The sequence below is a fragment of the Arenimonas sp. genome (assembly GCF_035312645.1).
Lineage (GTDB): Bacteria > Pseudomonadota > Gammaproteobacteria > Xanthomonadales > Xanthomonadaceae > Arenimonas.
Genome location: NZ_DATGBO010000104.1, coordinates 1 through 14547, shown reverse-complemented (window position 1 = coordinate 14547; position 14547 = coordinate 1). Strand labels below are relative to the sequence as shown.

The window sequence follows — 14547 nt, the reverse complement described above, 5'->3', positions numbered from 1 at the left end:
TCGAATGCGCGCACGTCGATGCGATGCGTACCGGCGGCGAGATCGGTGGCGAGGACACCGCGCCACAGATGCTCGGATGGCTCTGCCTCGGGCGAGCGATCGAAGCTGCGCAGGGATGGCGAGCTGTCGTCAGCGACGTTTTCTGCGACAAGATTCGGATCCGGCTGCAGCACGCGTTTCATCGCCTGCCAAGCACCGCCATCGATGCGGAATTCGACTCGCGACTGCGCATCGCCCATGTAGTAGTTCGCGTAAACCCCATAAGCCGGATAGGCACCGCGGCGCAGCGTGCGCGGCGCATGCAGGCCGATCTGCCGCGTCTCCGGCGCACGCGCCGGATACCAGCGCAACGCATAATCTTTTTTATCGACAGACAGCATCGCGTAACCGTTCGGCGTGCCATCGGCCATGGTCGCTGCGGGAATGCCATCAGCGTCGGCCACTCCCGACCAATACGCGCCGCAGGCCGCGCCCACATTGAATTCCTGCAATGGCTGCGCGCCGTGCCAGCCCGTCGTCGCATCGTGATAGAAGCGCTTCTGCTTGTGCGAATGCGCGCTCAGCAACAGCACTTTAGGAAAACGCTGCAGCAGCGCAAACAATCGATCGCGATCGGCATGACGGAAGGTCTCCTGCCCGGGCGCGGCATCGAAGAACGGGATGTGCACCGAGATCACCAACAGTCTATCCGTCGCTATCGTCGCCAGGTAATTTTCCAGGAAGGTGAACTGCTCCGCGCGCAGGCCGCCGATGTAGGCCGGCTTCTGTCCCGGCATATAGACCACGTCGTCGAACACGACGAAATTCGCCAGTGGTTCTTCCCACGCATAGGTGTCCGGGCCGAAAGCGGCACGAAAGCTAGACGTCGAATCTTCATCACCCGCCGCATCGAAATCGATATCGTGATTTCCGGGCACATGCAGCCACGGCAACCCGAGACGCGCATCGACGGCCTTGAGCGCCGGATACAACGACAAGTCATCATTGACGATATCGCCCAGGCTCAATCCAAGTCGCGCCGGTGTCTTGCCGACCAGTGGCGCGACGATGTCGCGGGAGTAGAAATCGATATCACGCAACGACTTCGGCTGCGGATCGCCGAACAGCAGCACGTCCAGCGTTTTCGCCGATTTGCCCTCACGCTGCAGCGCAAAATCCTGGCAGGCCGGTACCGCTGCCCTCACGCCGCCGTAGCGAAGTTTCGCCATGTCGTCGATCTGGATATTCCGCCAGGTGTCGGGTAGGCCATCGCTGCGCAACGCCGCCTTGAAACCTGCGGGCTTGATCACGAACGTGCTGCGACCCGATTCCGCCGGCAAGGAATAATTGCCCTGCGCGTCGCTGCGCACGATGTCGCGACCGTTGGAAACACGCATGCCGGGCAAGCCGATATCGCCGGCATCGAAGCGATGATCGCCATTGCGATCCTCGAACACACGCCCGCCGTTGCAGGGTGGTGCCTGCGCGAAAACCGGCGAAGCAAGACCAACGAAAACGACGAACAGGAATAGGCGCATGGGTCCTCCGGCACAGGCTGCGATTATCACCGCGAAGCCGGTTCACGGAAACCTTGCTTCAACGCTGCCGGCTGGCCAGCACCTTGATCGCCTCGGCCAGTGACAGCCCGCGCGCGCGCAGCAGCACCGCGAGGTGATAGATCAGGTCGGCGGATTCGCCAAGCAAGGCGGCATCGTCCTCGATCACACCGGCGAGCGCGGTTTCCACGCCCTCCTCGCCCACTTTCTGGGCGATGCGGCGCACGCCGGCGTCGAACAGGCGCGTCGTGTAACTGCCTTCCGGCCGCTCCCTTTCGCGCTGGGCGATCACGGCATCAAGTTCACCAAGAAACGCAGCCGGTGCGTCGGCGAAGCAACTCGCACGTTCGAGATGGCAGGTATCGCCTTTCGGCATGGCCTGCACAAGCAAGCTGTCGCTGTCGCAGTCGGCCTCGATCGAGATCAGCTGCAGCGTGTGTCCGCTGGTCTCGCCTTTGGCCCACAGACGCTGTCGGCTGCGACTGAAGAAAGTCACTTGCCGCGTTTCCAGCGTGCGCGCCAGGGCATCGGCGTTCATGTAGCCGAGCATCAGCACGCGGCCATTGCCGGCGTCCTGCACGATGGCCGGCAACAGACCCTGCTGCTTTTCCCAATCAAGATCGGAAATTTGTTCAGGCGACATCGCGCACCTCGATCTGTTGTTCGCGCAGGTATTTCTTCAGCATGGGAATCGGCAACGTTCCGCTGTGGAATACGCTGGCCGCGAGCGCAGCATCGACATCCGCCTGGGCGAATACAGCGGCGAAATCCTCTTTCGCGCCGGCGCCGCCAGAGGCGACCAAGGGCACGGCGCAGGCCGCGCGCACGGCGCGCAATTGTTCGATATCGAAACCAGCGCGCGCGCCGTCGGAGCCCATGCAGTTGAGCACGATCTCGCCCGCGCCCAGCGCCACCGCTTCCTGCACCCACGTCAGCGTCGATATCGGCAGGTCGCGCATCTTCGCCGGATCGCCGGTGTACTGCCGCACCCGCCATTCGCCGTCGGCATCACGCAGACTGTCGACGCCGACCACCACGCATTGCACGCCGAACGCCTGCGCCAGTTCACTGATCAAGGCCGGCCGCGCCAGCGCCGGCGAGTTGATCGAAATTTTGTCGGCACCGGCACCGAGCACGGCACGTGCTGTTTCGACGCTGTCGATACCGCCGGCGACGCAGAACGGAATGTCGATGAGCCTGGCGACGCGTTCGATCCAGCGCCGATCAAGCGAGCGTCCTTCCGGGCTCGCGGCGATGTCGTAGAACACCAGCTCGTCGGCGCCTTCATCGCGATAGCGCAGTGCCAGCTCTTCGATCGCGCCCACTACCACGTGATCGCGGAAGCGCACGCCTTTGACGACCCGTCCGTCGCGCACATCAAGACAGGGAATGATGCGCCGGCTCAGCATGCCAATGCCTCCGGCAAGTCGAATTTTCCTTCCAGCAGGGCACGCCCGAGAATCGCCACGCTCGCACCGGCCACTTTCGCTGCGCGGATGTCGTCGAGACTGCGGACGCCGCCCGAGGCCTGCAGTTGCAAATGCGGCCAGCGCTGCGAGATCAGGCGATACAGATCGAGATTGAAGCCGCCGAGCATGCCGTCGCGTTCGATATCGGTGCACAACACATGCCGCAGACCGGCGTCGGCGTAGCGGCCGAGCAGGCCGATCAATGTCTGATCCGATTTCTCAGTCCAGCCGGCGACGGGCAACTGCCACTCGCCATCGGCATCCTGACGCGCATCGAGTGCGATGACGACGCGCTCGCTGCCGTAGTCATGCAGCCATGCAATGACACGTTCGGGTTCGCGCACGGCGAGCGTCCCGATCACCACGCGCGTCGCGCCGCCCGCGAGCACGGCCTCGATATCAGCGGCGCTGCGAATGCCGCCGCCAGTCTGTATCTGCAGGCAGCCGCACAACTGCGCCAGCAAAGGCAGCAAGGTATAACCGCCTGCTTTCGCGGCATCGAGATCGACCAGGTGCAACCAGCGTGATCCGGCAGCGGCGTATTTCCGCGCAAGATCGGCGGGCGAATCGTCGTAGCGCGTTTCCTGCGCATAGTCGCCCTGACGCAGCCGCACGACGCGCGACTGCCGCACATCGATCGCCGGAATGGCAGTGAAGTCCTTGCTCATAGCGAAAGAAAATTCTGCAACAGGCGCGCGCCAGCGGTACCGGAGCGCTCTGGATGGAATTGCGCGCCCATCACCCGGCCATCAGCGATAACGGCACTGAAGTCCGCGCCATGATTTGTCGCCACGATCGTGTGCGTCGATATCGGCACCGCGTAGCTGTGAACGAAATAAACCCATTCCTCCTCCAGACCATCGACGAGCGGATGAGCGCGCAGGGATCGCAAGCGATTCCAGCCCATATGCGGCACGCGGATACCAGGTTTGTCCTGCAGACGACGCAGACGGCCAGGCAACAAACCCAGGCATTCGCAGTCGCCCTCTTCCGAACTCTCGAACAGCAGTTGCATGCCGACACAAATGCCCAGCAAGGGTTGCGTCAAGGTCGGAATCAATCGATCCAGGCCATTGCCGCGCAGCGTCGCCATCGCCGCAGCAGCGGCACCGACGCCGGGAAGGATCACGTGGCTGGCCGCGCGAATTTCCTTTTCGTCGGCACTCACCGGAGCATCGACGCCCAGGCGCGCAAATGCCGCCTGCACGCTGCCGAGATTGGCGCCGCCGGAATCGAGCAGGACCAATCGCGGCTTCACAGCACGCCCTTGGTGCTGGGCAACTCGCTACCTTCGCGCCGGATCGCCTGGCGCAGCGCACGCGCAACCACTTTGAAGCAGGCCTCGACCATGTGGTGCGCGTTTTCGCCGCGCACGGTCAGATGCAGATTCAGGCCCGCGTTCTCGCAGAGCGAGCGGAAGAAATGCGGCACCAGCTCCGTGGGCAGATCGCCGACGCTTTCGCGCGGAAACTTCCCGTCGAACACGAAATATGGCCGCCCGGAAAAATCGAGTGTGGCGCTGGCCTGGGTTTCGTCCATCGGAAGAGTGAATCCAGACTTGCACTGCTGCCCCGGTTCTTGCGATGCAGCTTCGGCTGGCGAAAACCCGTACCGTCCGATCCCACGCTTGTTCCCCAATGCCTGCTTGAGTGCCGAACCAACCGCCAGCCCGCAATCCTCGACCGTGTGATGCTCGTCGATGTGCAGATCGCCGGCGCAACGCAGCTGTAGGGAAAAACCGCCATGCTTGCCGAGTTGTTCCAGCATGTGATCGAAGAAATCCAGGCCGCTGGCGATCACCGGGTCCGCGCTGCGATCGAGATCGATCGCGACTTCGATGCGGGTCTCCTTGGTATTCCGCTCGACCCGCGCTGTCCGCGGCGCATCCGCGAGCTGATGCGCAATTTCAGCCCAGCCGTAGGCCCCGCTGCCGAAACGGAATCCGCGCACACCGAGGTTTGCCGCGAACTGCATATCGGTTTCGCGATCGCCGACCATCGCGCTCGCATCGAGATCGATATCGCGGTCACGCAGATAGCGCATGACCATGCCGATGCCGGGTTTGCGGTTGGGCGAGTTGTCGGCGGGAAAGTGTTCGTCGATGCAGACCTCGCGAAAGGCGACTCCCTGCGAAGCCAGCACTTGCAGCAACAGCTCGTGCGGGCCGATGAACTGCTCGCGCGGAAAGCTCGCGGTACCCAGACCGTCCTGATTGCTGACCATCACAAACTCGAAACCCGCATCGCGCAATTTCAACAGGGCCGGGATGACGCCTTCGACGAGGCGGAACTTCTCGAAGCTGTCGATCTGGAAATCCGCGGGCTCCTCGATCAATACGCCATCGCGATCAATGAACAGGATTTTCTTCATGCCACTTTTCCCATCGCTTCCGCACCCAGAGCATTGATCAAGGCATCGTTCTCTTCCGGGCTGCCGATTGATATGCGCAGCGCATCCGCGAGCGCGGGATTGGCGCGCATGTCGCGAACCACGACACCGGCCGCGAGCAGGCGCGCGAAGATGGCGTCGGCATCGGAAAAACGCACGAGCAGGTAATTTCCCACCGAGTCGTAGCAGCGGATAAGGCCAGGCATCGATCTGATCGCTGCGGCAACGCGGTCGCGCTCCACCAGCGAGGTCCGCAATCGCTTTCCTGCGATTGCGACCGCTTCCGGCGCCAGCGCCGCCAAGGCCAGCGCCGCTGAAGGCGCAGGCACCGGATACGGTGCTGCGATATTGCGCAGTACTGCGATCAGCGCCGGTGCCGCGATGACGCTGCCAACGCGCGCTCCCGCCAACGCATAGGCTTTCGACAAGGTGCGCAGAACCACCAGGTTGTCGAATTCATCGAGCAGCGACGATGCACTGTCAACCGACGAAAATTCGCCGTAGGCCTCGTCGATCACCAGCACCGCGCGGCCGCGCATCGCTGTGGCGAGCTCGCGAATTTCCGCGATTGACAGGGCCTGTCCGGTGGGATTGGCCGGCGAACAAAGAAAAACCAGCTTGACCGGCTGCTGCGCGAGCAGCACGAGCATCGCCGCGACATCCAGCGACCAAGCGCGGTCGCCATCGCGCAGCGGCACTTCGAACAACAGCGCGCCCTGCACGCGCGCGCAGACCGCATACATGCCGAAACTCGGCGGTGCGATCAGCACACCATCGCGGCCGGCACGACAGAACGCGCGCACCAGCAGATCAATACCCTCGTCGCTGCCGCGGGTGATCATCAGGCGATCTTCGGCAACGCCATAGAGTTCCGCCAGACGCGCGCGCAATGCCGGCGGCTGTGGTTCGGGATAGCGATTCAAGGACAGTCCGCTATCGGCAGGCGAGGACCACGGCGATTCGTTGGCGTTGAGCCAGACGTTTCCGATCAACTGCGCGCGGCGCGCGGAGGCGTAGCCGGCAAAATCGCGCAGGTCCTCGCGCACAAGAGCGAGCACGCCACTCATGCCTGCTCTCCGAGCCGGCGCAACACCGCCTGCGCGTGCGCTTCCAGCCCTTCCGCGCGCGCCAGCGTGATCGCACACGGCCCGATCGTTGCAAGCCCGAGGCGGCTGACTTCCTGAAAGCTGATGCTGGTCTGGAAACTGGCCACGCTCACGCCTGAGTACGCGCGCGCGGCACCGTTGGTCGGCAGCACGTGATTGGTGCCCGAGCAGTAATCGCCCAGCGATTCCGGCGCGTAGTCGCCGAGGAATACCGAACCTGCCGCGAGCACCTGCGGCAGCCAATCACGCGGCGTGCGCAAGGCGAGGATCAGGTGTTCCGGTGCATAGCGGTTGCTGATGTCGAACGCCGTCGCCAGCGCATCGACGACGATCAAGCGCGCGTGTTCCAGCGCCTGCCTGGCGATTTCCGCGCGCGGCAGTGTCGCCAGCTGCGTCGCCAATTCGCCCTGCACTGAGGCGATCAGCGCGGGCGCATCGGTAAGCAGCATGACCTGCGAATCCGGGCCGTGCTCGGCCTGCGACAGCAGATCCGCCGCGACATGCGCGGGCGGTGCGCCGGCATCGGCGATCACCAGCACTTCCGAAGGCCCTGCCGGCATGTCGATCGCCGGGCCGCCCGACATCGTCGACACCTGCTGTTTGGCGAGCGTGACGAAGGCATTTCCCGGCCCGAATATCTTGTCGCAGGCCGGAATGCTTTCGCTACCGAAGGCCATAGCCGCGATCGCCTGCGCGCCACCGCATTTGTAGACGCGGCGAATCCCGCAAAGACGCGCGGCGACCAGCACGACCGGATCGGCACCGCCATCGCTGCGCGGCGGCGTGCACAACACCACATCCGCGCATCCGGCGAGTCGCGCGGGGACACCGAGCATCAACGCGGTGGAAGGCAGCGGCGCGGAACCGGCTGGCACGTATAGACCGACGCGACCAATGCCGCGCAGGACACGACCGCAGCGCACGCCCGTCGCGGTATCGATTTCGAAATCACTGGCCATGCCGGCGCGATGCCAGGCCTGCAGGCGATCGCGCGCTTCGATCATCGCTGCCTTCAAGGTCTCCGGCACGCGGGCTTCGGCAGCGGAAAATTCCTCTTCCTCCACCAGAAACGCGGCAAGCTCCACGCCGTCGTAGCGACGCGTCAATGCCCGCAGCGCGCTGTCGCCGTCGGCACGCACCTGCGCAATGATGCGCGCGACCGCTTCGTCGATTTCCACCTGCACCGCCTGCAGCGGTCGCCGCAGGATCGCGGCCCGCGCTGCATCGTCGAGTTCCGACCAGTTCGCCGTCTTCATGCCAGCATCTGCTCCACCGGCAGCACCAGCAATCCCGAGGCGCCGGCGCGTTTCATGTCCTCGAGCCGCTGCCAGGTCATCGCGCTGCGGCACAAGGCCTGCATGGACACGTCCTCGCTGCGACCTTCGATCGGCATCATCGTCGGCGGCTCGGCGTCGGGCAGCAGTTTCATGATTTCCGGCAGCGCGCTGCGCTTGGCCTGGAACAGCAACAGCTTGCTCGCCTTGACGCTGAGCACGCCGTCGAGACGGCGCAGCAGCATCGCGGCAAGATCGGCGCGCTCGTCGGTGAAAGGTATTGCCGGGCCGGCGAGCACCGCCTCGCTCTCCAGGATCACCGCCACTTCCTTGAGCTGGTTCGCGACCAGCGTCGCGCCTGACGACACCAGATCGCAGATCGATTCGGCCTTGCCCAGGCGCGGTGCGATTTCCACCGAACCCGACAACACCACCGCCTCCGCGGCGATGTCCTGCGCGCGCAACCAGCGCGTGAGCAGGCTGGGATAACTCGTGGCGATGCGTGTGCCCGCGAGGCGCGCGTTGCCGCTCCATTCCCATTCGTTGGGCACGGCCACTGAAAGACGGCAACGACCGAAACCCAGCGGCCGGATCACGGTGAAGGCCTCCACGAGTCCGGATGCTTCGCGTTCGGCGGCCTGCTCTTCCAGCACGTTCTGGCCAACCACGCCGAGATCGCAGACGCCCTCGGCAATCAGGCCGGGGATGTCGTCGTCGCGCACCAGCAACAGATCGATGGGCAGGGAATCGCCGTAGCAAAAAAGCCGGTCGCGGCTTTCCCGGAAACTCAATCCGGCCCGCGCCAGCAGATCGCGGGCGGGGTCGGATAAGCGTCCGGATTTCTGGATGGCGATGCGCAGTCGGTCGTGCGTCCGCATGACGCGGTGTCCTTGTCGGTGCGTGGATCAGTGCGAAGAAGAGTCGGGGCCGCCGAGCACGCGCGCGGCGGCGATGCGATAGCCGCCGGCGCCGTGACCGAGGCAGCGGGCGATGCGACCGATGGTGGTGACGCTGACGCCAGTGCGGTCGTGGATGTCGCGATACGGCACCTGCTCGATCAACAGCGGCACGACCCGCCAGCGATCGGCGATCGCCTCGAGCTCGGCTGGCGTGCACAGGTCTTCGAGAAAAGCATGCAATTCGCCAGCGGTGCGCAGGCTGAGCATGGCCTCGAGCAGCTTGTGCAGGGCCACCTCACCGCCCTCGGCAGCGGCGGTTTTGGCAACGCGGGGGCGGGTATCTTTCTTCTTCATCGTTCCAATGTAACAGCGCATTAATACATTGGCAACCCCAAATCCCGTTGACTGGGAAAAATCCGGCCCGAGGCATCGATAGCCAATGACGGTTCTCCTCGCTAAGGTGTGATCCGGGGGAACCAACGCGTGCCTGGAGTCGGGATCGTCAGATTTGCCTGCATCGCCTTGCTCGGGCTCCTCGGCCTGATTGGAGCCGTGCGCGCGGAAGTGCCCCGCGCTGAACTCAAGGCCGGCCTCAGCGAGATGCAGCTCTCGCCTTACGTCGGCTACCGCGTCGATGCCGATGCCCGCGCCGATGCCACCAGCATGTTCCAGCTCGCCGACCAGGGCAGCTTCAAGCCTCTGCCCAGCGGAAACGCCACCTTCGGTTTCAGCCAGGGCGCGTACTGGTTTCATTCGCGGCTGTTCAATGCCAGCAATGTCGAACAACGCTGGTTGCTGGTGCTGCAATACCCGCTGCTCGACAACGTCGATGTCTACCTGCGCTATCCCGACGGCCATGTCGACCACTTCGCTTCCGGCGACATGCTGCCTTTCTCGGCGCGCGCGATCCGCTACCGGCAACCGAATTTCTGGGTCGACCTGCCGCAACGTACCGAAGTGGAATTGTTGGTGCGCGCGCAGAGCAAAAGTTCGATGCAGGCGCCGCTGGCGGTCTACACGTTCAGCGCCTTCGCCGAGATGGAACGCGACGCGCAGATGGGCATCGGCCTGTACGACGGCATCCTGTTCGCGCTGTTTTTCTACAACCTGATCCTGTGGATCTCACTGCGCGACAGCAGCCATTTCTGGTACATGTGCCACCTCGCCGGTTTCGGCCTGGTGCTGTTCTGTCTCAACGGCCTGGCCTTCGAATACCTGTGGCCGAATTCGCCCAAGCTCGCCAACCTCGCCATCCCGCTGTCGATGTGTTTTTCGCAGATGGCGATGCACCAGTTCGCCCGCGTGTTTCTGGATCTGAAATCGCGCTGGCCGCTGGGTGACCGGATATCGCTGGGCTTCATAATTTTTTACGCGCTGGTCGGCTTTGCCGCACCCTGGGTCGACTACCGTATCTCGGTGAAGCTGGGCACCTACGGCGTCTTCCCCGGTGTCATCGCCGTGCTTTATCAGGCCTTCCACGCGATCCGCAACGGCTATCGCCCGGCACGCCTGTTCCTGATCGCCTGGGCGATGCTGCTGCTGGGCACGGCGATGTACGCGTCGGTATCGTTTGGATTGATGAGCAAGAATTTCATCACCGAATACGGCATCCAGATCGGTTCGGCGATGGAGATGATCCTGCTCTCGTTCGCCCTCGCGTATCGCTACGCGAATCTGCGCAGCGAAAACGAACGCATCGTCCGCGACGCCAACGAGCAGCTCGAACGCAATGTCTCGCGGCGCACGGCGGAGCTGAGCTCGGCGCTGGAACAACTCGCCGATGCCAATTCACGCCTGCGCGAATCCAATCGCCGCGACGTGCTGACCGGCGTGTTCAACCGCCGGCATTTCCGCGAAGTGTTCGAACACATGCTGCACCAGGCTGCCGAAACCCGGCAGCCGCTGGGCGTGCTGCTGATCGACCTGGATCATTTCAAGAAGGTCAACGATACCCACGGCCATCTCGCCGGCGACGAATGCCTGCGCGTGCTCGCCAGCAAGCTCAACGAAGAAGTCGCCAGCGACCATGCCGTGCTGGCGCGTTTCGGCGGCGAGGAATTCGTGATGGTGCTGCCGGCGGCACCCGCGAACCGCGTGCAGGAAATCGCCGAGCGCGTGCGCCGGCGCATCAGCTCCGAGCCGGTACGCTACGACGGCAAGGACATCTACATCACCGCCAGCATCGGCACCTTCAGCATCCCGCTGGGTTTCAGCTTCAATCCCGACGACGCCCTGCACCAGGCCGACGACGCCCTGTATGTCGCCAAGAACAACGGCCGCAACCGCGTGCACGCAGCTGCAGCGAAGGGTTGATCCGTAGGAGCCAGCTTGCTGGCGACAACACCTCGATATCTTCTGGCGCATGGTCGCCAGCAAGCTGGCTCCTACGAATGCGCGTATTGGAAATCGGTTATTCAGCAGCGCGGGCGGCGCTCAGCAATTCGCCTTGTTCGACCAATTCCACCGCGCGCTGCACATCGCCATCCATTGCACGATCGCTGGCCATGAACGGGATGTCCTTGCGCAGGCGGACCAATGCTGCCGCCACCGCAGTCGCCGGATGGTATTCCGTCGCCTCGGCCAATTCCCGGCGCAGGCTTTCCACTTCTGCCAGCAACACGCTGCGATCGGCACTGCCGGGCAGCGCCGCGCCCTGCACTTTCGCCGCCAGCATTTCGGCATCGCCGACGCGGGCGAGTTCACGCGCGGCGTTGATCATGTCGCGGCGGTAATCCAAAGCCTGCGCTGCGGTGTAGATTTCCAGCGCCAGCACACGCGACAGGTCGCTGACCATGTCGAGCACATGCCGCGCTTCGTTGGCGCCCATCGAGACGTGGTCCTCGGCATTGGCGCTGGTCGGGATCGAATAAACCGAGGCCGGGTGCGCGCGGCTGCACAAATCATTGACGATCGCCGCCGCGGTGTACTGCACGATCATGAATCCGCTTTCGGTGCCGTCCTCGTTGCCGATCAGGAACGGCGGCAGGCCGTCGTTGGTCGCCGGATCGACGAGCTTGTTGAGGCGACGTTCCGAAATCGAGGCCAACACCGGAATCGCGGCTTTCAGATAGCTCATCGCCAACGCCAGCGGCATGCCGTGGAAATGACCGGCGGAGACGACCTGGTCCTCGATGAAGCGTGCATCCGTCATGTCCGGGAACAGCAGTGGATTGTCGGTGACCGAATTCAGTTCGACATCGAGCACGCGCTGCGCCTGTGCCAGCGCGTCGCGCACGGCACCGTGCACCTGCGGCACGCAGCGCAGCGAATAGCTGTCCTGCGGCTGGTGCTTCTTGCCGCCGCGGAACGGCTTGAAGCGCTGATAGAAACGCTCGCGGCCATGGCGCTGCGACAACGGCACCCAGTCCCATCCGATATCGAAGGCGAGCGCCTGCTGCTCTGGCGCAACCCAGCTGTCGGGCTGCCAGGAACGGAAACGTGGCACGAGGTGATAGGGAATGTCGGCGAGCGTCGAACCCGCGAGCAACTGCCGCAGATGCGCGGCTGCGGCCACCTGGCCCGGATGCGGACGCAGCGCGTGCACGTGTTCGTCGAATGCGCGCAGGCGGCCGGCGAAGGCATCGATGGTCATCGCTGCGGCGAGGTCGGCGGTGTCGCACAATTCCTCGAGCTTGTTCACCGCCAGCACGCCGGTCGCGAGCATCTGCGCGGTGCCGTTGTTGAGCGCCAGGCCCTCCTTGTGCGACAGCGTGATCGGCGCGAGGCCGGCGCGCTTGAGCGCTTCCGCGCCCGGCATGCGCTCGCCCTTGTAGAACGCTTCACCGCCACCGAGCAGCACGATCGCCAGATGCGACAACGGTGCGAGATCGCCGCTGGCGCCGACCGAACCTTTCTGCGGCACCACCGGCACGACGCCGGCGTTGAGCATCGCCGCCTGCGCCTGCAGCGTGCTGACGCGAATGCCGGAGTGCCCGCGCATCAGCGTGTTGATGCGGATCACCAGCATCGCGCGCACCACGTCCGCCGCGAACGGTTCGCCGACGCAGACCGCGTGGGTGATGATCAGGTTGCGCTGCAATTCGTCGAGCAGGGTTTCCTCGTTCTTTTTCCCGCCTGGCAGGCTGTCGCGCATGCGACGCGCGCCGAGCAGCTTGTCGGCATTGCTGCCGAAACCGGTGGAAACACCGTAGATCGGTTCCTGCAGGCGCACTTGTTCGGCGAGGAAATCGGCAGCACGCTGCACTTTCTTCAACTGCGCGGCATCGAGTTCGACCGAAGCCCCGTAAGCCACCGCAACCACTTGTTCGCGGGTCAACGAATTTCCGTCCAGGCGTATCGCTTTCATGTCAGCGTCCCTGCAGCGCACGCTGCTGTTCGATTTCAACCTTCAACGCCGCCACCAGTTCCGGGCGGGCCACTTCGAATTGTTCCTGCCGGCGCAGATCCTTGACCGTGACCACACCACGCGCGGCCTCGTCTTCGCCGAACAACACCATGAAACGGATGCCGGCGCGATCGGCGTACTGGAATTGCTTGGCGATCTTCTTCGCCTCCAACTGCACTTCAGTGTGGATGCCGCCGGCGCGCAGCAGGCGGGCGATTTCCAGCGATTCCGGCAGGCGGGCATCGTCCATCAGACCGACCAGCACTTCCACCGAGCTGTCGGCGGCCGACAGGATGCCGGCCTCGCGCAACTGCCAGAACAGGCGCGTGGCGCCGATGGAAATGCCGACGCCGGGCAGTTTCGATCTGGTATAGCTGCTGGCGAGGTTTTCGTAGCGGCCACCGGAACAGATCGAGCCGATCTGCGGGAAATCATCGAGGATGGTCTCGTAGACGGTGCCGGTGTAATAGTCGAGACCGCGGGCAATCGAGAAATTGATCGCGTAATTTTTCTCCGGTACGCCGTAACTGCGCAGCAGTTCGATGACGTCGCGCAATTCGCCGATGCCCTGGTTGAGCATGTCGGTCCCCTGCCCCAGCGCCGCCAGTTTGGCCAGCGCATCGGCGTGCGAGGTCGAGCGCACCTGCACGAAGTCGAGGATCTTGCCGGCGACCTCCGCCGACAACGCGAACGCCTCACCCATCAGCGTCTCGCGCACCGCCTCCGGCCCGCGCTTGTCGATCTTGTCGACTTCGCGCAGCACCAGCATCTGCCGTTCGCCATCGGCGATGCCCAGGCCTTCAAAGAAACCACGCAGCAGCTTGCGGTTGTTGAGCTGGACGGTGAACGGGCCAATGCCGAGCTCGGAAAACACCGCGTGGATTACCGCCGGCATCTCGGCGTCGTAGCGCACCGACAGCGCGTCCTTGCCGATCACATCGATGTCGCATTGATAGAACTCGCGGAAGCGGCCGCGCTGGGCGCGTTCGCCGCGATATACGCGCTGGATCTGGTAGCGACGGAACGGAAACGCGAGGTCGTGTTCGTGTTCGGCGACGTAGCGCGCCAGCGGCACCGTGAGATCGAAACGCAGCGCCAGCTCCGGCATGCCGCCCTTGTTTTCCTCGGCATTGTTCAACGCGCCGGTCGACTGCACGAAATAAACCTGGCGCTCGGTCTCGCCACCGGTCTTGGTCAGCAACACTTCCGACAATTCGAACACCGGCGTTTCCACCGGGAGAAAACCGAAGCGTTCGTAGTTGCGGCGGATCACATCGAGCATGCGCTGGAAGGCGATCTGGTCGCGCGGCAGCAATTCCATGACGCCGGGCGGGGTGCGGGGTTTGATCACGGCGCAAAACTCCTGGAAATCGCAAGGGCGCAGGCGAGCGCGCGGCAGGTCCGAATGACCGCCCGGCCGGATGCAGGGGCTGGGTGTGGCCGGCCGCGGGCGAGCGCGGCGGACAAACCTGAGGCGGGCATTTTAGCTGCCAACAGCGCATGCCGCGGCAGGGGTCGATCAGGCTTGCCT

At 64.0% G+C, this 14547-nt stretch carries 13 protein-coding genes; 1 reads left to right on the top strand and 12 read right to left on the bottom strand.

Annotation, left to right across the window (positions count from 1 at the left end; genetic code table 11):
• The 10 genes from VKM35_RS09865 to VKM35_RS09820 form a co-directional block, all read right to left on the bottom strand.
• On the bottom strand, window positions 1–1517 hold a 1517-nt coding region (locus tag VKM35_RS09865), incomplete at its 3' end, for a calcineurin-like phosphoesterase C-terminal domain-containing protein (RefSeq protein ID WP_324320848.1).
• 58 nt (window positions 1518–1575) lie between these two features.
• Window positions 1576–2178, bottom strand: coding sequence for a bifunctional phosphoribosyl-AMP cyclohydrolase/phosphoribosyl-ATP diphosphatase HisIE (gene hisIE, locus VKM35_RS09860; protein WP_324320847.1), 603 nt, complete (start codon window positions 2176–2178; stop codon window positions 1576–1578).
• Window positions 2168–2944 carry an imidazole glycerol phosphate synthase subunit HisF gene (gene hisF / locus VKM35_RS09855; RefSeq protein WP_324320846.1) on the bottom strand — a complete coding sequence of 259 codons (777 nt, stop codon included), beginning with the start codon at window positions 2942–2944 and terminating at the stop codon, window positions 2168–2170. The genes hisIE and hisF overlap by 11 nt, the downstream gene beginning before the upstream one ends.
• Window positions 2938–3672 (bottom strand): 1-(5-phosphoribosyl)-5-[(5-phosphoribosylamino)methylideneamino]imidazole-4-carboxamide isomerase, encoded by a 735-nt coding sequence (gene hisA / locus VKM35_RS09850; protein WP_324320845.1) that lies wholly within the window; start codon window positions 3670–3672, stop codon window positions 2938–2940. Before hisA ends, hisF begins: the two co-directional genes overlap by 7 nt.
• Window positions 3669–4262: an imidazole glycerol phosphate synthase subunit HisH gene (hisH, locus tag VKM35_RS09845; RefSeq protein ID WP_324320844.1), complete on the bottom strand. Its 594-nt coding sequence runs from the start codon at window positions 4260–4262 to the stop codon at window positions 3669–3671. Before hisH ends, hisA begins: the two co-directional genes overlap by 4 nt.
• The gene (hisB, locus tag VKM35_RS09840; RefSeq protein WP_324320843.1) at window positions 4259–5374 is read right to left on the bottom strand and encodes a bifunctional histidinol-phosphatase/imidazoleglycerol-phosphate dehydratase HisB; all 1116 of its coding nucleotides are present in this window, start codon (window positions 5372–5374) and stop codon (window positions 4259–4261) included. The genes hisH and hisB overlap by 4 nt, the downstream gene beginning before the upstream one ends.
• The gene (hisC, locus tag VKM35_RS09835) at window positions 5371–6459 is read right to left on the bottom strand and encodes a histidinol-phosphate transaminase (RefSeq protein WP_324320842.1); all 1089 of its coding nucleotides are present in this window, start codon (window positions 6457–6459) and stop codon (window positions 5371–5373) included. The genes hisB and hisC overlap by 4 nt, the downstream gene beginning before the upstream one ends.
• Window positions 6456–7754: a histidinol dehydrogenase gene (gene hisD, locus VKM35_RS09830; protein ID WP_324320841.1), complete on the bottom strand. Its 1299-nt coding sequence runs from the start codon at window positions 7752–7754 to the stop codon at window positions 6456–6458. The genes hisC and hisD overlap by 4 nt, the downstream gene beginning before the upstream one ends.
• Entirely contained in the window at window positions 7751–8650 is a 900-nt protein-coding gene (hisG, locus tag VKM35_RS09825; protein WP_324320840.1) for an ATP phosphoribosyltransferase, read from the bottom strand. The genes hisD and hisG overlap by 4 nt, the downstream gene beginning before the upstream one ends.
• Before the next feature lie 27 nt (window positions 8651–8677).
• Complete coding sequence (locus VKM35_RS09820) at window positions 8678–9025, bottom strand: YerC/YecD family TrpR-related protein (RefSeq protein WP_324320839.1); 348 nt, start codon at window positions 9023–9025, stop codon at window positions 8678–8680.
• 129 nt (window positions 9026–9154) lie between these two features.
• On the opposite strand from VKM35_RS09820, the gene VKM35_RS09815 reads away from it, so the two are divergent.
• On the top strand, window positions 9155–10984 hold the full coding sequence (locus tag VKM35_RS09815; RefSeq protein ID WP_324320838.1) for a diguanylate cyclase: 1830 nt from the start codon (window positions 9155–9157) through the stop codon (window positions 10982–10984).
• 97 nt (window positions 10985–11081) lie between these two features.
• On the opposite strand, the gene VKM35_RS09810 is transcribed toward VKM35_RS09815, so the two are convergent.
• Together VKM35_RS09810 and hisS are read right to left on the bottom strand one after the other, a co-directional pair.
• Window positions 11082–12977 carry an HAL/PAL/TAL family ammonia-lyase gene (locus VKM35_RS09810; RefSeq protein WP_324320837.1) on the bottom strand — a complete coding sequence of 632 codons (1896 nt, stop codon included), beginning with the start codon at window positions 12975–12977 and terminating at the stop codon, window positions 11082–11084.
• A 1-nt stretch (window position 12978) separates the two neighbouring features.
• Window positions 12979–14367 (bottom strand): histidine--tRNA ligase, encoded by a 1389-nt coding sequence (gene hisS, locus VKM35_RS09805; protein ID WP_324320836.1) that lies wholly within the window; start codon window positions 14365–14367, stop codon window positions 12979–12981.
• Window positions 14368–14547 lie beyond the last annotated feature (180 nt).

Bases quoted from the DNA above. Each gene is read 5' to 3' on its own strand.
- VKM35_RS09820 (WP_324320839.1), bottom strand. From the start codon at position 9,025: ATGAAGAAGAAAGATACCCGCCCCCGCGTTGCCAAAACCGCCGCTGCC.
- hisA (WP_324320845.1), bottom strand. From the start codon at position 3,672: ATGAGCAAGGACTTCACTGCCATTCCGGCGATCGATGTGCGGCAGTCG.
- hisB (WP_324320843.1), bottom strand. From the start codon at position 5,374: ATGAAGAAAATCCTGTTCATTGATCGCGATGGCGTATTGATCGAGGAG.
- hisD (WP_324320841.1), bottom strand. From the start codon at position 7,754: ATGAAGACGGCGAACTGGTCGGAACTCGACGATGCAGCGCGGGCCGCG.
- hisC (WP_324320842.1), bottom strand. From the start codon at position 6,459: ATGAGTGGCGTGCTCGCTCTTGTGCGCGAGGACCTGCGCGATTTTGCC.
- hisG (WP_324320840.1), bottom strand. From the start codon at position 8,650: ATGCGGACGCACGACCGACTGCGCATCGCCATCCAGAAATCCGGACGC.
- hisIE (WP_324320847.1), bottom strand. From the start codon at position 2,178: ATGTCGCCTGAACAAATTTCCGATCTTGATTGGGAAAAGCAGCAGGGT.
- VKM35_RS09810 (WP_324320837.1), bottom strand. From the start codon at position 12,977: ATGAAAGCGATACGCCTGGACGGAAATTCGTTGACCCGCGAACAAGTG.
- hisF (WP_324320846.1), bottom strand. From the start codon at position 2,944: ATGCTGAGCCGGCGCATCATTCCCTGTCTTGATGTGCGCGACGGACGG.